Raw genomic sequence first — 18,706 nt, 5'->3', positions numbered from 1 at the left:
TATCGCGCAACGCGATATGGAGAATACGGAGTATCCCGATTTTGAATACTGAGGTCGCCGCCCGTCTCGTTTAACCGTTGGCGCGGAACGGGAATTGCTTCGTTTGCGCGCTTCGCCTGCGCCCCAGGTTTGCGCGCGGGCGCGCTCGTCGCCCATCAAAAACATCAAGCCCATGTCTTTTCCGTTCCGCTCCCGCACACCCACATCCGCCACGACATCCCGCCCCATCTCCTGTGCCGCCGCGCTCGCCGCTGCGTTGTGCCTCGCCTGGCCGCTTGCGCAAACCGCCCAGGCTGCCGACGCACAAGCCGACGCCGCAGCCTCGGCGAGCGCACCCGCCAACGCGCAGGAATTACAAACGCCGGCGCGATCGGCCACGCCGGTTCGCTCGCCGGCGCAGCATGACACCGCAAAAGAGAGCCAGCCCGCCACGCCCGCCGACCTCTACGGCCGCCTCTATCACGACGTGCAGCTCGCGCAGATCTTCCCCGACAGCAAGACGTTTGCCGACATGCTGCCCAACCAGCGCCCGAGTCAGATCACAGCCGCCTACGAGCGCTGGCGCCAGCAACACGCGGGTCAGCACGACAACGCCGCACGCAAGGCCGCGCTCACGCAGTTCGTGAACCAGTACTTCACGGCCCCGGCGCAATCCGAAGATCACTACGTTTCCGATCCGAACCAGGATGTCGTCGGCCACATCGACACGCTCTGGAACGTGCTGAGCCGCCGTCCCGACGCGAAGCCGAATCCGTATTCGTCGCTGCTGCCGCTGCCTTTTGCGTACGTCGTGCCGGGCGGGCGCTTCAACGAAATCTACTACTGGGATTCGTACTTCATCATGCTCGGCCTGGAGGCCAGCGGCCGCCACGAACTCGCGCTCGACGAACTGAACAACTTCGCCGCGCTGATCGACCGCTACGGCCACATCGCGAACGGCAATCGCACTTACTACCTGAGCCGCTCGCAGCCGCCGTTTTTCGCGCAGATGGTGAGCCTCGTCGCGCAGAAAGACGGCGACGCCGTGTACCTCCATTACCTGCCGCAACTGCGCAAGGAATACGACTACTGGATGGCCGGCGCGCAGACGCTCAAGCCCGGCCACGCCGCGCGCCACCTCGTGCGCCTGCCCGACGGCACGCTGCTCAACCGCTACTGGGACGCACGCAACCGCCCGCGCGACGAGTCATACCGCGAGGACATCCTGACCGCGCGCGCCACCCCGCAGCGCGATGCCTCTGATCTCTGGCGCAACCTGCGCGCGGGCGCGGAAACGGGCTGGGACTACAGTTCGCGCTGGCTCGCCGACGGCCACACGCTCTCGACCATCGACGTGACCTCGCTCGCGCCGGTCGACCTCAATTCGCTGATGGTGATTCTCGAACGCACGCTCGCGAAGGCCTACGGCCTGAAGGGCGACGCGCGCGAGGCCGAACTGATGACGAAGCGCGCGCAACAACGCGCCGACGCCATCGACCGCGTGCTGTGGGACCCGCAACTGCATGCCTACAGCGACTACGACTTCGCGCACCGCACGCTCACGCACCGGCTCACGGCGGCGACCGTCTACCCGCTCTATGCGGGTGTCGCGACGAAAGCACAGGCGCAGGAAGTGGCCGCCGCGGTACGCGCCGGACTGCTGCGCCCCGGCGGCCTCGCCACCACCCAGGTCGCGACCGGCCAGCAATGGGACGAGCCGAACGGCTGGGCGCCGCTGCAATATCTCGCGGTCATGGGGCTGCGCCGCTACGGCGAACAGGACCTCGCGCAGGAAATCGCCACGCGCTGGATTGCGACGAACCTCGCCTACTACACGCGCACGCACAAGCTCGTCGAGAAATACGACGTGAGCGCGTCGGCCACGAAGGCCTCGTCGGCGGGCGGCGGCGAATATCCGCTGCAGGACGGCTTTGGCTGGACCAACGGCGTCCTGCGGGTGCTGCTGCAGATGTATCCGCAGACGGGCGCCGCGCAAGGCGCACCGGGGGCGTCCGGGGCGGCTGCGGCCAGCGCGCCTTGAGGCGACGCCGCGCGCCCGCTGCGACGCACGCCAACGGCGCGCGGCGTACACTTTTTGCGGCCACACCGCGTAATCGTCTTGTAGCCACAGGAGCCACCCATGCGCAACGAAACGGCCTTTTTGTTCGACCTCGACGGCACGCTCGTCGACAGCGTGTATCAGCATGTGCTCGCATGGAAGGAAGCGCTCGACGCGGACGGCATCGAGCTTTCGGTGTGGCGCATTCACCGGCGCATCGGCATGAGCGGCGGGCTCTTCATGAACCAGTTGCTGCGCGAGACCCACGAGGCCCACGAGTCGATCGCGCCCGAGCGTATCGCGCGCTTGCAAAAACTGCACGCCGATGCCTATCGCCGCCACGCCGACAAGGTGCGACCGCTACCCGGCGCCCGCGCGCTGCTCGACGCCCTCAGCGCCGCGCAGGTGCCCTGGGCGATCGCCACGAGCGGGCGGCTCGCCACGGCGTCCGTGAACTTGCAGGCGCTCGGCGTGGACCCGTCCGTCACGACCGTGATCACGCGCGACGAAGTGCGCCACGCGAAGCCCGACCCGGATCTTTTCGTCGCCGCGGCGCTGCGGCTGAGCGTGCCGATCGAGCGCTGCCTCGTGGTAGGCGACAGCGTCTGGGACATGCTCGCGGCCCAGCGCTGCCGCGCGCTCGGCATCGGCCTGCAGTCGGGCGGCTACGGCACCGAGGAACTGAAAAGCGCGGGCGCGCTGCGCGTGTATGAAGACCCCGCCGACCTGCTCGACCATCTCGACGAAGTCTGCGCCCGCGACTGAGCGGCGAATCGCCTGATCGCGCTAATCGCGCGCGCCACTCGCACGCGGCGCGAAAATTGCGCACCGCCCGAAGGTGCAGCGCAGCACCGCCGCTGCGCCGCCCAGCCCCTGGCCCACGTCATCTACTGCATGTCGCGCGCCATCGGCGTATGCTGACAAGGTCAATTCGACAACTCACCGGCCGGCTCCCGCCGCCTGCTGCGATGAACGACTCCGCCCCTGCCCCCGGAACTCCCAGCGCGCCGCGCGTGACGGTGGTCGTCCTCACGCGCAATCACGTGCGTCAAACCATCGATACCGTCGCCCGCCTCACCGCCCTTCCCGAACACCCCGACGTCATCGTGGCCGACAACGGCTCCACCGATTCCACCGTCTCCCTGCTGGCGTCGCTCTTCCCGCAGGTGCGCATCGTCCAGTCGCTGGGCGACCACGGCATGGCCGGTTTCAATCGCGCCGTGCTGCTCGCGCGCACCGACTATGTCGCGTGCTGCGACGACAGTACCTGGTTCGCACCCGGCGCACTCGCGCGCGCGGCGCACCTGCTCGACGCCCACGCGCAAGTCGCCGTCCTCAACGCGCGCGTGGTAAGCGGCGACGAGCGCGAAATTCACCCCGCCTGCCTGATGCTCGCCGCCACGTCGCCGGGCGCGGAAGGCGGGGCCGGCCCGGCGCTCACCAACTTCATGGCCGGCGCGTGCATTTTCCGCGCGGCCGTGTTCCGCGCGCTCGGCGGCTACGAGGAGCGGCTGTCACACGGCGGCGCCGAGGAGCTGGCCGCCCTCGACATGCTGTCGGCCGGCCATCAGATCGTCTATTGCGAGCAGGCGCTCGCGCATCGCGAGCCGCTTTACCGGTGGTTCACGCGCGCGCAGCAATGCGCGCTCGCGCGCAACACCGCCTGGGTCGCGTGGATGCGGCTGCCCGCGCGCGACGCGATCGCGGCGACCGGCCGAGCGCTCGCCGTGTTCGCGCGCCAGCGCTCGCTCGGCCCGGCAGGCGTGGCGCTGCTGCGCGGCGCGCTCTGGACCTTGCGCGCACGCCGCGTGGTGCCGCCGCACGTCGTGCTGCTCACCCGCCAGGTGCGCCGGGCGGAACGCCACGTGCGGGCCGGCATTCCGGCAATGGCCGAAAAGTACGACCGCTCCGGGCAGCGCGCGTGGTAAGCTGCGGCGCCCGCTGCACGCGGGACGTCCATTCAAGAGGCCAGAGCCTGTCAACTCCGTGAACAGGCCCTATGACAGACCCGAGGACCATGACGACGCCCGACCCCGGCATCGCCCCGCACAACACCGCCGCCGAAAGCCACCACGAACGCCGCTTCGAGGCGCTCGTGGAGCCGATCGAGGATTACGCGATCTTCCTGCTCGACAGGCACGGCTACATCGTGAGCTGGAATCGCGGCGCGGCCCGCATCAAAGGCTACGAAGCGCACGAGATCATCGGCCAGCATTTCTCGCGTTTTTACACCGACGAAGCAAACGCGCGCCGCTGGCCCGATCACGAGCTGGAGCAGGCCGCGCTGCACGGACGCTTCAACGACGAAGGCTGGCGCGTGCGCAAGGACGGCTCGATGTTCTGGGCCAACGTCGTCATCACCGCGCTGCACGAGCGCGACGGCTCGCTCTCCGGCTTCGCCAAGGTCACGCGCGACCTCACCGCCGAACGCCGCCAGGTCGAGGCGCTGCGTCTTTCCGAAGAGCGCTTTCGCCTGCTCGTGGAAAGCGTGAGCGACTACGCGATGTTCATGCTCGATCCGCACGGCCACGTCGTGAGCTGGAACACCGGCGCGACCAACCTGAAGGGCTACCGCCCGGCCGAGATAGTCGGCCAGCATTTTTCCGTGTTCTATCCGCCGGACGAAGTCGCCGCCGGCCAGCCCGAACGCGAGCTGCGCCGCGCGAAGGAGTTGGGCCGGGTGGTGACCGAGGGCTGGCGCGTGCGCAAGGACGGCTCGATGTTCTGGGCCAGTGTCACGCTGACCGCGGTGCATGACGGCCAAGGCCGCCTCACGGGTTTCGCGAAGGTCACGCGCGACATGACCGAAAGCCGCCGTACCGACGAACTCGAGCATTCGAGCGAGCAGATGAAGCAGTTCCTCGCCTTGCTCGCGCACGAACTGCGCAACCCGCTCGCGCCGGTGCGCAACGCCGTGGCCACGATGCGCCTCATGGATGCGCCGAGCCCCGACATCGAGCGCGCACGCGACATGATCGACCGGCAGATCGTGCACCTCACGCGGCTCGTGGACGACCTGCTCGACGTCGGGCGCATCACGTCGGGCAAGATCGAGTTGCGCGAGGCGCCGCTCGACCTGCGCGAAGTGGTCGCGCACGCCATCGACGCGGCGCAGCCCTTCACCTCGGCGCGCGGCCAGCACGTGGACGTGCAGATGCCCGACGAGACCCTCACCATGACGGGCGATCACACGCGGCTCGTGCAGGTGCTGCAGAACCTGCTGCACAACGCCTCGAAGTTCTCCCCCGACGGCAGCCATATCGTCGTGGACGTGCGTTCCGCCGCGCGCGCCGTACAGATCCAGGTGCACGACGAAGGCCGCGGCCTGCGGCCCGGCACGTACGAGTCGATCTTCGGCCTCTTCAGCCAGGACCGCTCGGCGCCGGGGCCCGCAGAGAACGGGCTCGGCATCGGCCTCATGCTGTGCCGCTCGCTCATCGAGCTGCATGGCGGCACCATCTCCGCCAGGAGCGATGGGCCCGGCAAAGGCAGCACGTTCACGATCCGCCTGCCGTTCGCGCGCGAGGCCGCGCATGCCGTGCAGCCGCCGCCGCTCACGCCGGACACGGCCGAACTTGCCGCACTGGCCGAAGCCGGCGTGCCGCCGCTGCGCGTGCTCGTGGTCGACGACAACCGCGATTCGGCCGACAGCCTCGCCATGCTGCTCGAACTCAAAGGCCACGACGTGCGCGTGGCCTACAGCGCCGCCCACGCGCGCGAGGAAGTGGAGGGCTTCACCCCCGACGCGGCGCTCATCGACATCGCCATGCCCGAGATCGACGGCTATGCGACGCTGCGCACCCTGCGCGCGCTGCCGCCGCTCAAGCACACGCTGTTCGCCGCGATGACGGGTTTCGGCCAGGCCGCCGACATCGAACTCACCCGCGAAGCGGGCTTCGAGATGCATCTCGTGAAGCCCGTGGACGTCACGCTATTTGACGAGGTGCTCGCGCTCGCGGCGGCAAGGCGAAGACGCCGGGGCGCGTGACCCCGGTTTAAGGCGCCCGCCGTCAGTTCAAGGCGCGACCGGCACGAACGGCCGGTATTCGACCTCGGGCCCGCGCACGACGATCGCCGTCGATTCCGGCACTTCGGCCCATACATCGGGCGTATCGCCGAGCGGCTCGGAAACGAGCAGATACGCGTCGTCACCGGCGGCAGTGATGCGCGGGTCGTCGGGATACAGTTCGCGCAAATGCCGGAACGCCGTGGTGTGATAGAGCGAGCGCGAATTGCGTTCGCTCGAATACCGCGCGGCGACGATCTGCTCGCCGTCGCATGCGCAGACGGTCATATTGAGCGCCGGCTCGATGCCATGTTTTTTTGCGGTTTCCTCGACAAAACCGGCCATGCGTTCCAGCGCAAGAACGGGCTCGACTTCGAGGCCGAACGTCATCGCGAGATAGAACATCGTTTCCGAATCCGTCGACCCTTCGAGCGCATTGAAGCGCCCCGGATCGATCGCGACCAGCAGATCGCGCCGCATCAGCGGGTAGCTGCGGATCAGCCCGTTGTGCGCGAAGATCCAGCGCCGGTGCCGAAACGGATGGCAGTTCGTTTCCTGCACGGGCGTATGCGTGGCCGCGCGGATGTGCGCGACGAACATGGGCGCACGCACCGCGCGCGCGAGTTCGCGCAGGTTGCGGTCGTTCCAGGCCGGATGAACGCTGCGGTAGCGATAGGGAATGTCGTGCGGGTCCTGGTACCAGCCGAGCCCGAAACCGTCGCCGTTCGTGGTGGTCGCGCCTTTGGTGGAGTGCAGGCTTTGGTCGATCAGCGAATGGCGTGCGTGAAAGAGCACGGTTTCGAGCTGCACGGGGTTTCCCGTATAAGCGAGCCAGCGGCACATGGTGGTCTCCTTCGCGTAAGGACGCTCGTGTATGCCGGCCCGTTTGCAGGCACCGCTACTTTGCGGCGCGCAGGTCGGCGATCGGCGTGAGAAAGCCGGTCAGGCCAGTCAGTATGATCTGCACCCCGATGCACAGGAGCAGAAACGACGACACGCGCATGGCCACGCGCGTGCCTTCCACACCCAGGTACTGCGAAAGCCGCGCGGCGCGGCTATACACGTAATAGATCACGAGCATGACGAGCGTCGAGATCACGATCGACGCGAAGCTCGAAAGCAGCCACGCCGAAAGCTTGTGCGTGCGGTTGGCATTCAGCGCAATGGCTGTGGCGATGGAGCCGGGGCCGGTGGTGAGCGGAATGGTCAGCGGAAAAAAGGCCTTGCCGGAGGCCGAACTCGCGCTCATGGGCTTGACCGGATGATCGACCGGGGCGGGTTCGGGCTCGGGCGCGTTGAGCATTTGCCAGCCGCTCACGGCCACCGCGAGGCCGCCGCCAATCCGCAGCGCTTCCATGGAAATGCCGAAGAAATGCAGAATGGGCGTGCCGACGAAAAACGCCGCGACCAGCACGAAGAACGCGTTGATCGCCACACGCTTGGCGAGCAGGCGCCGCTCTTCGTCGGTGAGTGTGGCGGAGCGATCGAGGAAAACAAAGGCACCGCTGAAGGGATTAATGATGCTGATAAGTCCGATAAAACCGAACAGGATGTCTGAAATCAGGCTCTCGATCATGGAGTCGATCCGGTAAGGGCATGCGCAAAAAGAGCGCGCCGGGCTGCGAGAAGTGTAGCCGGATCGGCGTCAGGCGTGCCTGATCGACGTCGGCCAACGCCCCGAAAAATGGCGCGTTGCACCAATCCTTACCGCAGCCCCTTCAGTATTTTTGGCAGCTTTACGGGGCGCGTTCCCAAGCATAGAGTGGGTGGCCTCGCACCCCGACGCGACGTTTCTTTTCTTCTCATTTGAAAGAGGAGTTGCCATGTCACTGCGGTTGCTCGCTGCCTTGCCCTTTATCGGCATCCTGTTAGGGGTGCCGTTCGTCAATCGCACTGAGCCGCTCGTGCTCGGCATGCCGCTCGTGCTCGCATGGATCGTCATGTGGGTCGTGCTGGCCGCGGTGATCATGGGGATCGTCTACCGGCTCGACCCGGTCAACCGGCTTTCGGGCGAAGCGGATGCGGAGGTGCGATCATGAGCGCCCTCATCATCATCGCGGCGATGACTTTCGTCGCGCTCTACCTCGGCATGCGCGCCCGCCGCGGGCACGACATGAATCTCGAGCAGTGGGCCGTGGGCGGCCGCAGCTTCGGCACCGCGTTCGTGTTCCTGCTCATGGCAGGCGAGATCTACACCACCTTCACGTTCCTCGGCGGCAGCGGCTTCGCCTATGGCAAGGGCGCGCCCGTCTACTACATTCTGGCTTACGGCACGCTTGCATACATCCTCTCGTACTGGATGCTGCCGCCCGTATGGCGCTTCGCCAAGCAGCACCGGCTCGTCTCGCAGCCCCACTTCTTCGCGCGCAAGTACCAGAGCCCCGCGCTGGGCGTGCTGGTGGCGTGCGTGGGCGTGCTCGCGCTCGTGCCGTATCTCGTCCTGCAGCTCAAGGGTCTCGGCATCATCGTGACGACGGCCTCCTATGGCGCGATCTCCTCGACGGCGGCGATCTGGATCGGCGCGGCCGTGGTCACGGCTTACGTGATCGTTTCGGGCGTGCGCGGCTGTGCGTGGAACTCGGTCGTGAAGGACACGATGATTCTCGCCATCGCGGTGTTCCTCGGCATCTACCTGCCGATCCACCACTACGGCAGCCTGAGCGAGATGTTCCGTGCCATCGACGCCGCCAAGCCCGGCTTCCTCACGTTCCCGGCGCGAGGTCAGAGCGTGACGTGGTTCCAGTCCACCGTGCTGCTCACAGCGCTGGGGTTCTTCATGTGGCCGCACACCTTCATGTCGGTCTACACCGCGAAGAACGAGCGCATCTTCCGCCGCAACGCGATGATCCTGCCGCTCTATCAGCTCATTCTGCTGTTCGTATTCTTCTGCGGCTTCGCGGCCGTGCTCAAGGTGCCGGGCCTCAAGGGTCCGGACATCGATCTTTCGCTGTTCCGTCTCGCGCTGCAAACATTCGACCCGTGGTTCGTGGGCGTAATCGGCGCGGCAGGCGTGCTCACCGCACTCGTGCCGGGCTCGATGATCCTCACCACGGCTTCGACGCTGCTCGCCAACGACGTCTATCGCGGCGCACTCTCGAAGAACGCGGACGACGCGCAGGTCGCGAAGCTCGCGCGCGTTTTCGTGCCGGTGATCGCGCTCGTGGCGGTCGGCTTCACGCTCAGGGGCGGCGACACCATCGTCGCGCTGCTGCTGATGGGCTACAACTTCGTCACGCAGCTGTTCCCGGCGCTGGTTTGCAGCCTTTCCGCGCGCAATCGCGTGACGAAGCAAGGCGCGTTCTGCGGCATCGTGGCGGGCGTGCTCGTGGTGATCATCACGACACTCACGCACGTGAGCGTGGCTCAGCTGATTCCGTTCGCGCCGGATGCGCTCAAGGACGTCAACATCGGCTTCCTGGCGCTGTTCGTGAACGTGATCGTGCTCGTGGTGGTGAGCACGGTGACGCAACCGCGCACGCATGTGGATCATGAGCATGCGCGGGCGCATTGACATGGTGTGACGCGGTAGCGAGGCGGCCCAATCGGCGTGATCCGGTTGGGCCGTTTTCCATTTATGCCGCCTTGCGCGCTTCGGCGATGCGCTGCGGCGCCTCCGGACGCGCGTAGAGGCGTTCGAGATACGTCTGCAAGCGCGGGAAGCCCTCCAGCAGTTGCACTTCGTTGGCCCAGTCCATCAGATACACCGTCACGCAGTCGGCGACCGAAAGCTTGTTGCCGACGATGAACTCGCGTCCTTCGAGGTGCTTTTCGAGCACCGCGGCCATGCTTCCGAAGTCCTCCCGCGCGAGTTCGATATCGGCGGGGCTGCGCTTTTCCGGCGGATACAGGAACGAATGCCGCGTGATTCTCCAGAGCGGCTGCTCCAGTTCGGTGACCGCGAACAGGGTCCAGCGATACGCCTGGGCCCGCTCGTCGAGATCCGCGGGCAACAGCGCCTTCTGCGGATATTTATCCGCGAGATACAGCACGATTGCCGCCGATTCGGGAATCACGCGCTCGCCGTCGATCAGCACGGGCACTTTGCCCGCGGGATTGATCCGCAGATATTCGGGCCGCTTGTGCTCGCCTGCGAGCAGATTGACCGAGATGAATTCGAAATCGGCGTCGACTTCCTTGAGGCCCCATAGCGCGCGCTGCGAACGGGTGCCGGCAAAGCCGTAGAGTTTCATGACGACGCCTCCGTTCAGACCCCGGGAATCGGTAGAACCGGCATCACTTCGACGCCCTCGCCCGGAAAAATCGAAAAATGCGGGTGTCCTTCGAACAGCTTCGCGGCGTCTTCGTGCGATGCGGCACGCAGAACGGTATAGCCCGTTAGCGCGTTCGATATGTCCGCGATGCCATGCTCGCCAATCGACTTGGTCTTGCCGAGCGGCCCGCCCATATCGACGATCGACGCCTTGTGCTTTTCGACCCACGCGTGCCAGGCTGCAATGCCCTCCTTTTCCTTTGCGTGCCGATCCGCTTCGGAAAGCGCCGCCCAACCCTTCATGCGTGCGTTGTCTTTGGTACCGAGAAAAACAGCGAGAAACAGTTTCTGATCGCTCATGTGTCCTCCAACTGCTGGTCTGGTTGCTGGTCTGAAAACGGGAGCAACGGCATGTCGCCCATCCGGCCTTGACAGCATAGGTTGATATCAACATAATTGCAATATGGCACGCGCAAAGAAACTCCCCTTCGAAACCACGCTATCGGTGCGCGATTGCTGCCTGTGTCTGCATATGCAGCGGGCGGCACGCAATCTCGCGCGCCTTTTCGACGACGTGCTGCGTCCGCTCGATCTCACCAACGGACAATTTTCGCTGCTGATGTCGCTGAACCGGCCGCATCCGCCGGGCATGAAAGACGTGGCGTCGCTACTGGCCATGGACCGCACCACGCTCACGGCCGCGCTCAAGCCGCTGGAGCGGCGCGGTCTCGTGGTCATCGAGCAGGACCCGGAAGACAAGCGCAGCCGTTTGCTGAGCCTCACGGACGAGGGGCATCGGCTGCTCAACGCGGCGTTTCCGCTGTGGCAGCAAACGCATGTGCAGATCGAAAAGGAGTTCGCCGAGGGCGAGGTGGACAAGCTGCGCGCGCACTTGCGTGCGCTTTCTTAGCCCTGGCGCTTCTGCGCACCGTACAGCGTCGAATCCGCAAATCCGTCCGCCGCGAGCACGCGTCCCACGAGAATGAGCGCAGTACGCTCGATATCCGTAGCCAGTACCTTCCGCGCGATATCTGCGAGGGTGCCCGTTACGCGTTCCTCGTCGGGCCAGCTCGCACGATAGATCACCGCGACCGGGCAATCCTCGCCGTAGTGCGGCAGCAATTCCTCGACGATACGCGCGATATGGCGCACGCCCAGGTGAATCGCGAGCGTCGCTTTATGACGCGCGAGGTCGCCTAGCTGCTCGCCTTCGGGCATCGACGTTTTCGTGGCGTAGCGCGTGAGAATGAGCGTCTGCGAAATGCCGGGCAGCGTAAGTTCGCTGCCGAGCGCCGCCGCGCACGCAGCGGTCGCGGTCACGCCGGGCACGACTTCATAAGGAATACCGAGCATACGCAGTCGGCGGATCTGCTCGCCGATTGCGCCGTAGAGCGACGGGTCGCCCGAATGCACGCGCGCCACGTCGAAGCCCTGGGCATGCGCGCTTTCGAGCAGCACGACGATCTCGTCGAGCGTGAGCGGCGCGGTGTCCACCACCTTGTGTGCGCGGTGGCCTTCCAGCACGGCGGGCGGCACGAGCGAACCCGCGTAGAGAATGACGGGGCAGCTGCGCACGAGGCGCTGGCCCTTCACGGTGATCAGTTCAGGATCGCCCGGACCCGCGCCGATGAAGAAAACGGTCATGCGTGGAAACTCCGCTGAATAGGGTTCGCGAGCGCGTCGATTGCTTCTTGCGCTGATGTGAATTCACATTGCGCGTCCGGCAGCAGCGGCCGCTGCATCATCACCACAGGCAAGCCCATATTGCGCGCGACGGCGAGTTTCGCTTCGGTCGCCGCGCCGCCGCTGTTTTTGCTGACCACGACGTCGATGCGCGCTTCGGTAAAAAGCGCCTGCTCGCCCTCGGCCGTGAACGGCCCGCGCGCGTCGATGATGCGCGCACGGGCGTGGCCGGGATGCGCTTCGAGGCAACGGATCGTCCAGTACTGCTGCTGCGGCACTTCGTTCAGATGTGCAAGCGGCTCGCGCCCGAGCGTGAAGAGCGGGCGCGCGAACGGCGCAATCGCTTCGACTACGCCAGCCCAGCCGCTCACCATGCGCCAGTCGTCGCCGATCTGCGGCTGCCACGGCGCACGCCGCAGCGTCCAGTACGGCACGTGTGCCGCCGCGCATGCGCGCGCCGCGTTCGCGCTGATCTGCGCGGCATAGGGATGCGTGGCGTCGAAAACGAGCGCGATGTTTTCGTCGGCGAGAAAGCGCGCGAGCCCTTCGGCCCCGCCAAAGCCGCCCACCCGCACCGCGCAGGCGAGATCGGCAGGCACGCGGCCAAGGCCCGCGAGCGAGTACACATGCTGCGGGCCGAGCGTGCGCGCGATCGCCAGCGCATCGCCGGTGCCGCCGAGCAGCAGGATGCGCGCGGTCATGGCTTGACGGCCTCGTAAAGCGTGACGGGCAGCGCCTGACGCCAGGTGTCGAAGCCTCCCAGCGGCTGCGCCTCGCCGATGCCGATGCGCGTGAGCGTGCCGCCGTGCTGCGCGCGCCATGCCACGAGTGCCGCTTCGCTCTGCAACGTCACCGCGTTTGCGACGAGCCGCCCGCCGCTCGCGAGCGCCGCCCAGCATGCATCCAGCACGCCGGGGACGCTCACGCCGCCGCCGATGAAGACCGCGTCGGGCGCGGCAAGTCCTGCGAGCGCCTCGGGCGCGCGGCCCGCAACGACTTGCAAACCCGGCACGCCCAAGGCCGCGCGATTGTGCTCGATGAAGCGTTGACGCCCGGCGTGCGCCTCGATTGCGATCGCGCGGCAAGCGGCGTGCGAGCGCATCCACTCGATGCCGATCGAGCCGCTGCCGGCGCCCACGTCCCACAGCAACGCGCCGGGCGTGGGTGCGAGACGCGCGAGCGTGAGCGCGCGCACGTCGCGCTTCGTGATCTGACCGTCGTGGCGGTAGGCGTCGTCGGGGAGGCCTGGCGTGAGCGTCCAGCCGCGCGCGGGCGTCTGCGCACTATCGCTTTCGCATTCGAACGCGACCAGATTGAGCGCCGCGGCTTCTTCGACGTGCCACGCATCGGCGCGGCCTTCGATGCGGCGTTCGAGCGGACCGCCAAGATGCTCGAACACGGCAAGACGCGTAGCGCCGAAGCCCGCTTCGGCGAGCAACGCGGCAAGCGCCGCGGGCGTGCGCCCTTCCGCGCTCAACGCGAGCACGCGCGAGCGCGCGTAGAGATGGCGGCGCAGCGCATCGAGCGGACGGCCGACGAGCGAGACCATCGCCGTATCTTGCAGCGCCCATCCCTTGCGCGCCGCCGCGAGCGAGAGCGATGAAGGCGCGGGCAGCACGCGCATTTCACCGGGCACCACGCGGCGCGCGAGTGTCGCGCCCACGCCGAACAGCATGGGGTCGCCGCTGGCGAGCACGCATACGGACTGATTTGATTCGCGGTAGGCAAGCAGCGCCTCCACGCTGAACGGCTGCGGCCACGCTTCGCGCCGCGCACGCACGCGCGAGGGCAGCATCGCGAGATGGCGCTCGCCGCCTGTCACGAGGGCCGCGTCGAACAGCGCGCGCCGCGCGTCGCGCCCGAGCCCCGCGTAGCCATCGTCGCCGATGCCCACCACCGTCAGCCATGCCTGCGTGCCCTGCATTCGCTCTCCCGCCGTTGCCTGTTTGGTTGCCTGTTTCTCTACACCGACACGGCCCGCAGCCCGATCGTGGGGTGGAGCACGCGCGAAAACGGGCATAATACCGTGTCCGCCGGCGCCGTTAAGGCAGCTTTGCATGGGACCGGAGTAAGCGCTGAAGCGCTAACTCCGGATCGCAATCCCGGCCGCCCCCGCGACTGTGAGCAGCGAGACCGCATCCACCCGAGCCACTGGTATTACCGGGAAGGCCGATGCGGTCGACGACCTGTGAGCCAGGAGACCTGCCGGCCGACTGTTCGCGCGAACCCATATCGGGCGGGGTGTACCGATATCGCTGCCGTTTCCCGCCTGCCGTGCGGGTAACGCGCCGCTCCAGCGTGATGCTTATCCGGTAATGCCTTGAAACACGAAACGAAGCCCGTCTCGCCTGCTGTCGCATTGGCCGTGCTCCGCCCCTCGGCGTGCCCGGGGCTCGTGCGCGTGGTCGCGGCTCGCGACGGCGGCCTGTGCCGCATCCGTCTGCCTGGCGGCGTCCTGAGCGCCGCGCGTGCACGCGCCCTCGCTGACGCTGCGGCGACGCACGCGAGCGGCGTGCTCGAACTGACCAATCGCGCGAACGTGCAGATTCGCGGCGTGCGAGCCGGCGACGAAACAGCATTGAGCGCCGCGCTGATCGGCGCGGGCCTCGGCCCCGCCGGCATCGACGCCGCGAGCCCGGACGAGCGCGCGTGCGCCGCCGACGAACTGCGCAACGTGATGCTGAGCCCGCTCGCGGGCCTCGACCCAGACGCGTTGTGCGACACGACGGAACTCGCCGCCGCGCTCATCGACATGATGCAGCGCGAGCCGCGATTCGCCGCGCTCTCGCCCAAGTTCGCGCTGCAACTGGACGGCGGCGAACGTGTAGCGATGCTCGAGCACCCGCACGACATCTGGCTCGCCACGTTGCCGCATGGCGCAACGGTGCGCTTCGCCCTGGGCCTCGCGGGTTGCCCCACAGCGCAGCCAGTCGGCACGCTCGCGGCCGAAGACGTTTGCGCATCGATGCGCGCGTTGCTGCATGCGTTCCTCGACCTCGCGGGCGCGGACGCCACACGCATGCGCGACGTCCTCGCCGCTCACTCGCTCGATGCGCTGCTGCAGCGCGCGCAACAGCATGGGGATTTCGCACTGATGCGTGACGACGCCGCGCTGCACGCATGGCGCCGCGTGGCGAGTCCCGCCGGCTTGCGCCTCGGCGCACACGCGCTGCATAGCGACGGCAGCGGCTATGTGGGCGCGCAGCCCGCGCTCGGTCGTATCGACGCGCAAACGCTGCGCGCGCTAGCCGCACTCGCTGAAGACTCGGGCGACGCGACATTGCGCCTGACGCCCTGGCAGGGCGTCCTGCTGCCCAACGTGCCCGCGCACGCCATGCCCGCCACGCTCGAGCGCCTGCACGCGCTCGGTCTCATCGTCTCGCGCGCCGACCCGCGCGCACGCCTCATCGCGTGCACGGGCTCAACCGGATGCGTCAAAAGCCACGCGGACACTAAAGCCGACGCACAGCGCCTCGCCGCCCTGCTGCCGCCCGGCGCCGAAGCCCACCTGAGCGGCTGCGAGCGCTCCTGCGCGGCCGCGCATTGCGCGCCGTTCACGTTGCTCGCCAGCGACCCGGACCACTACGACCTGTATGAGCGCGACGATACGCAAAGCGGCTTCGGCCAGCGCTTTGGCCAACTCGTCGCGCGCAACCTGACGATCGAAGCCGCTGCGCTCGCACTCGCGCAGCGGCCCCGGAGTATCCAAGATGTCTGATTACATTCGCGACGGCCAGGCGATCTATCGCGAGTCGTTCGCGACGATCCGCGCCGAAGCCGACCTCTCGCGCATTCCCGCCGACCTCGAAAAGCTCGCCGTGCGCGTAATTCACGCATGCGGCATGGTGGACGTTGCCGCCGACCTCGCGTTTTCCGCAGGCGCGGGCACGGCGGGCCGCAACGCGCTCGCCGGCGGCGCGCCTATTCTCTGCGACGCGAAAATGGTCGCCAATGGCGTGACGCACGCGCGCCTGCCCGCGAACAACGCCGTGATCTGCACGCTCGACGATCCCGCCGTACCGGATCTCGCGCGCGACATCGGCAACACGCGCTCGGCAGCCGCGCTCGAGCTGTGGCGGCCGCATCTCGCAGGCAGCGTCGTTGCGATCGGCAATGCGCCCACCGCCCTCTTTTACCTGCTCGACATGATTGCCGCCGGCGCACCGCGCCCCGCGCTCATCCTCGGCTTTCCTGTGGGCTTCGTCGGCGCGGCCGAGTCCAAGGCGCAACTCGCAGCCCAAAGTCACGGCGTGCCCTTCGTCGTCGTGCACGGCCGCCGCGGCGGCAGCGCAATGGCCGCCGCCGCCGTCAACGCACTCGCTTCGGAGACCGAATAAATGATCCGTAAAGGACGTCTGCACGGCATTGGCGTCGGCCCCGGCGACCCCGAACTGCTCACGCTCAAGGCGCTGCGGCTGCTCAAGGCCGCGCCCGTGGTCGCGTATTTCGTCGCGAAGGGCAAGAAAGGCAATGCGTTCGGCATCGTCGAGGCCCATCTCGAAGCGGAGCAGGAACGCTTGCCGCTCGTGTACCCGGTGACGACCGAAGCGCTCGAACCGCCGCTCTCGTACGAAGCGATCATCGCCGACTTCTACGACGGCGCGGCGCAAATGCTTTCGCGCCATCTCGACGCCGGACGCGACGTGGCGGTGATCTGCGAAGGCGATCCGTTCTTCTACGGCTCGTACATGTATTTGCATGACCGGCTCGCCGCGCACTACGAGGCCGAAGTCGTGCCGGGCGTGTGCTCGATGCTGGGCGGTGCGGCGGTGCTGGGCGTGCCGCTCGTCTACCGCAACCAGAGCCTCGCCGTACTCTCGGGCGTGCTGCCCGAGGACGAATTGCGCCGGCGCCTGGCCGACGCGGATGCCGCCGTGATCATGAAACTGGGCCGCAACTTCGACAAGGTGCGCCGCGTGCTGGGCGAGCTGGGCCTCGCGCAGCGCGCGCTGTATGTCGAGCGCGCAACCATGGCGAACCAGCGCATCGTCCCGCTCGACGACGTCGATCCGATGGCTTCGCCGTACTTCTCGCTGCTCGTCGTGCCGGGGGCGAAATGGCAGCCGTGACGCCGCCCGCCATCGTCATTCTCGGTCCCGGCGCGCTCGCCACGGCGCGGCGCGTGCAGGCGCTTTACCCTGGCGCGCAGGTCCATGCGCTGGAGGGCCGCGTGGCAGGCGATGTCGCGTTCAGCGAGCTTGGCGCGCATTTGCGCGAATGCTATAAGCGCGGCCTGCCCATCGTCGCGCTGTGCGCGGCGGGCATCGTGATCCGCTGCCTCGCGCCGCTCCTTGCCAACAAGGGCGCGGAGCCGCCGGTGCTCGCGCTCGCCGAGGACGGCAGCGCCGTCGTGCCGCTGCTCGGGGGACTCACGGGCGTGAACGTCATGGCGCGCGAAATCGGCGCGGCGCTCGCGGTGGCGCCCGCCATCACCACCAGCGGCGAATTGCGCTTCGGCACCTGCCTGCTCAATCCGCCCGCGGGCTATGCGCTTGCGAGCCTCGCGCAAGGCAAGCGCTTCGTCTCCGATCTGCTTGCGGGCGCAACGACGCGCGTGGACGGCCAGGCACCGTGGCTGGAGAACGTCGATCTGCCGCGCGACGCCGAGGCGCGCCATGCCATCCGCGTGAGCGCGCAAGCCTGGAACGGCAGTCCCGACGACCTCGTGATTCATCCGCGCAGCATCGTCGCGGCCGTGGGTGCGCCGCACGAGGCGCTTGCCGATAGCGTGCGCCACGCGCTCGATGCGCGCGGTCTCGCGCCGCTCGCGCTCGCGGCGCTCGTCGCCCCCGCTGCGCACATGCGCGATGCGTCGCTCGCGCAGGCCGCAACGGAACTCGGCGTACCGCTGCGCTTCGTCGATGGCGCGGAGAACACGCCGCAAGCCGCGCTCGCCGCCCTCGACCTTGCGGCAAACGTCGAGCACTGCGCGCCGAACGACAACGGCGTCGCCCTCGCCTGCGCGGCCGCGCCGCTCGACCCGCTCGCGCTGGGCCGCCCGCGTGGCAAGCTCACGGTGCTGGGCCTCGGCCCCGGCCGCGCCGACTTGCTCACGCCCGCCGCGCGCGCCGCGCTCGACAGCGCCACCGATATCGTCGGGTATGCCACCTATGTCGATATGGCCGGCCCGTTTCGCGCGGACCAGCTGCGCCACGCCACCGACAATCGCGAGGAACTGCAGCGCGCCCGCCACGCGTTCGAGATGGCGAGCGAGGGCCGGCGCGTGGCCGTGGTCTCGTCGGGCGACCCCGGCGTGTTCGCCATGGCGGCCGCCGTGCTCGAAGCGCTCGAAGGCTCGGATGACGCACGCTGGCATGCCGTCGAACTGGCGATCGTGCCGGGAGTTTCCGCAGCGCTCGCCACGGCGGCGCAAATCGGCGCGCCGCTCGGCCACGACTTCTGCATGCTTTCGCTTTCCGACAACCTGAAGCCGTGGACGGTGATCGAAAAGCGCCTGCTGCACGCAGCGCAGGCCGATCTCGTGATGGCGTTCTATAACCCCATCTCGCGCGCGCGGCCCTGGCAGCTCGAGTGCGCGCTGGAGATCGTGCGCAGCGTGCGCGCGCCGCACACACGCGTGGTGCTGGGCCGCGACGTGGGACGCCCCGGCGAGACGCTGCGCGCCACGACCCTCGGCGAACTGCGTTCCGCCGACGTCGATATGCGCACGATGGTGATCGTCGGGTCGTCGACCACGCGCGGGTTCGCTCGCGGCGACGGCCGCGAGTGGATTTACACGCCTCGCTGGTATCGCGAGGACGCCTAAGAA

At 67.7% G+C, this 18,706-nt stretch carries 18 protein-coding genes and 1 riboswitch; of the genes, 11 read left to right on the top strand and 7 right to left on the bottom strand.

The genetic code is table 11. The features are described 5' to 3' along the window. Window positions 1–172 precede the first annotated feature (172 nt). The 4 genes from treF to M3I53_RS22465 all read left to right on the top strand — a co-directional run bounded on the left by treF (window position 173) and on the right by M3I53_RS22465 (window position 6,026). Window positions 173–2,020, top strand: coding sequence for an alpha,alpha-trehalase TreF (gene treF / locus M3I53_RS22480; RefSeq protein ID WP_254318055.1), 1,848 nt, complete (start codon window positions 173–175; stop codon window positions 2,018–2,020). Window positions 2,021–2,119: 99 nt separating this feature from the next. After that, window positions 2,120–2,803: an HAD family hydrolase gene (locus M3I53_RS22475; protein WP_254318054.1), complete on the top strand. Its 684-nt coding sequence runs from the start codon at window positions 2,120–2,122 to the stop codon at window positions 2,801–2,803. Between the two features lie 203 nt (window positions 2,804–3,006). Continuing rightward, window positions 3,007–3,966 (top strand): glycosyltransferase family 2 protein, encoded by a 960-nt coding sequence (locus tag M3I53_RS22470; RefSeq protein ID WP_254318053.1) that lies wholly within the window; start codon window positions 3,007–3,009, stop codon window positions 3,964–3,966. Window positions 3,967–4,055: 89 nt separating this feature from the next. Then, a complete protein-coding gene (locus tag M3I53_RS22465) occupies window positions 4,056–6,026 on the top strand; it encodes a PAS domain S-box protein (protein WP_254318052.1) in 1,971 nt (656 codons plus the stop codon). Window positions 6,027–6,053: 27 nt separating this feature from the next. Here M3I53_RS22465 and M3I53_RS22460 read toward each other — a convergent pair whose 3' ends face one another. Then, on the bottom strand, window positions 6,054–6,887 hold the full coding sequence (locus M3I53_RS22460) for a class II glutamine amidotransferase (protein ID WP_254318051.1): 834 nt from the start codon (window positions 6,885–6,887) through the stop codon (window positions 6,054–6,056). Between the two features lie 55 nt (window positions 6,888–6,942). Then, window positions 6,943–7,620, bottom strand: a complete 678-nt coding sequence (locus M3I53_RS22455) for a MarC family protein (RefSeq protein WP_254318050.1) — start codon at window positions 7,618–7,620, stop codon at window positions 6,943–6,945. 247 nt (window positions 7,621–7,867) lie between these two features. On the opposite strand from M3I53_RS22455, the gene M3I53_RS22450 reads away from it, so the two are divergent. Both M3I53_RS22450 and M3I53_RS22445 read left to right on the top strand, forming a co-directional pair. Further along, a complete protein-coding gene (locus M3I53_RS22450) occupies window positions 7,868–8,083 on the top strand; it encodes a DUF3311 domain-containing protein (protein WP_028205546.1) in 216 nt (71 codons plus the stop codon). After that, window positions 8,080–9,555, top strand: a complete 1,476-nt coding sequence (locus M3I53_RS22445; protein WP_254318049.1) for a sodium:solute symporter — start codon at window positions 8,080–8,082, stop codon at window positions 9,553–9,555. The genes M3I53_RS22450 and M3I53_RS22445 overlap by 4 nt, the downstream gene beginning before the upstream one ends. Window positions 9,556–9,616: 61 nt before the next feature. Here the strand turns inward: M3I53_RS22445 and M3I53_RS22440 are convergent, their stop codons facing one another. Both M3I53_RS22440 and M3I53_RS22435 read right to left on the bottom strand, forming a co-directional pair. After that, window positions 9,617–10,234, bottom strand: a complete 618-nt coding sequence (locus M3I53_RS22440; protein ID WP_254318048.1) for a glutathione S-transferase family protein — start codon at window positions 10,232–10,234, stop codon at window positions 9,617–9,619. A gap of 14 nt (window positions 10,235–10,248) precedes the next feature. Then, window positions 10,249–10,614, bottom strand: a complete 366-nt coding sequence (locus tag M3I53_RS22435) for a hypothetical protein (protein ID WP_254318047.1) — start codon at window positions 10,612–10,614, stop codon at window positions 10,249–10,251. Window positions 10,615–10,717: 103 nt separating this feature from the next. On the opposite strand from M3I53_RS22435, the gene M3I53_RS22430 reads away from it, so the two are divergent. Then, entirely contained in the window at window positions 10,718–11,164 is a 447-nt protein-coding gene (locus M3I53_RS22430; protein WP_254318046.1) for a MarR family winged helix-turn-helix transcriptional regulator, read from the top strand. Here M3I53_RS22430 and cobM read toward each other — a convergent pair. The 3 genes from cobM to cbiE are packed head-to-tail and all read right to left on the bottom strand — an operon-like array spanning window position 11,161 to window position 13,861. Continuing rightward, window positions 11,161–11,898: a precorrin-4 C(11)-methyltransferase gene (cobM, locus tag M3I53_RS22425; protein WP_254318045.1), complete on the bottom strand. Its 738-nt coding sequence runs from the start codon at window positions 11,896–11,898 to the stop codon at window positions 11,161–11,163. The genes M3I53_RS22430 and cobM overlap by 4 nt on opposite strands. Beyond that, a complete protein-coding gene (locus tag M3I53_RS22420; protein ID WP_254318044.1) occupies window positions 11,895–12,638 on the bottom strand; it encodes a cobalt-precorrin-6A reductase in 744 nt (247 codons plus the stop codon). Before M3I53_RS22420 ends, cobM begins: the two co-directional genes overlap by 4 nt. Then, a complete protein-coding gene (cbiE, locus tag M3I53_RS22415) occupies window positions 12,635–13,861 on the bottom strand; it encodes a precorrin-6y C5,15-methyltransferase (decarboxylating) subunit CbiE (RefSeq protein WP_254318043.1) in 1,227 nt (408 codons plus the stop codon). Before cbiE ends, M3I53_RS22420 begins: the two co-directional genes overlap by 4 nt. A gap of 93 nt (window positions 13,862–13,954) precedes the next feature. After that, a riboswitch (cobalamin riboswitch) is annotated at window positions 13,955–14,162 on the top strand. A 95-nt stretch (window positions 14,163–14,257) separates the two neighbouring features. Between cbiE and cobG the strand changes: the two genes are divergently transcribed. From cobG to cobJ, 4 genes are read left to right on the top strand one after another with little or no spacing between them, the layout of a single operon-like run. Continuing rightward, a complete protein-coding gene (gene cobG / locus M3I53_RS22410) occupies window positions 14,258–15,655 on the top strand; it encodes a precorrin-3B synthase (protein WP_254318042.1) in 1,398 nt (465 codons plus the stop codon). Continuing rightward, window positions 15,648–16,274 (top strand): precorrin-8X methylmutase, encoded by a 627-nt coding sequence (locus tag M3I53_RS22405; protein ID WP_254318041.1) that lies wholly within the window; start codon window positions 15,648–15,650, stop codon window positions 16,272–16,274. The genes cobG and M3I53_RS22405 overlap by 8 nt, the downstream gene beginning before the upstream one ends. After that, on the top strand, window positions 16,275–17,006 hold the full coding sequence (locus M3I53_RS22400) for a precorrin-2 C(20)-methyltransferase (RefSeq protein ID WP_254318040.1): 732 nt from the start codon (window positions 16,275–16,277) through the stop codon (window positions 17,004–17,006). Further along, window positions 16,994–18,703 carry a precorrin-3B C(17)-methyltransferase gene (cobJ, locus tag M3I53_RS22395; RefSeq protein ID WP_254318039.1) on the top strand — a complete coding sequence of 570 codons (1,710 nt, stop codon included), beginning with the start codon at window positions 16,994–16,996 and terminating at the stop codon, window positions 18,701–18,703. Before M3I53_RS22400 ends, cobJ begins: the two co-directional genes overlap by 13 nt. The last annotated feature ends 3 nt before the right edge of the window (window positions 18,704–18,706 follow it).

This window comes from Paraburkholderia sp. CNPSo 3272 (assembly GCF_024206495.1).
Classification (GTDB): Bacteria; Pseudomonadota; Gammaproteobacteria; order Burkholderiales; family Burkholderiaceae; genus Paraburkholderia.
This window is presented reverse-complemented; position numbering and strand designations above follow the sequence as displayed.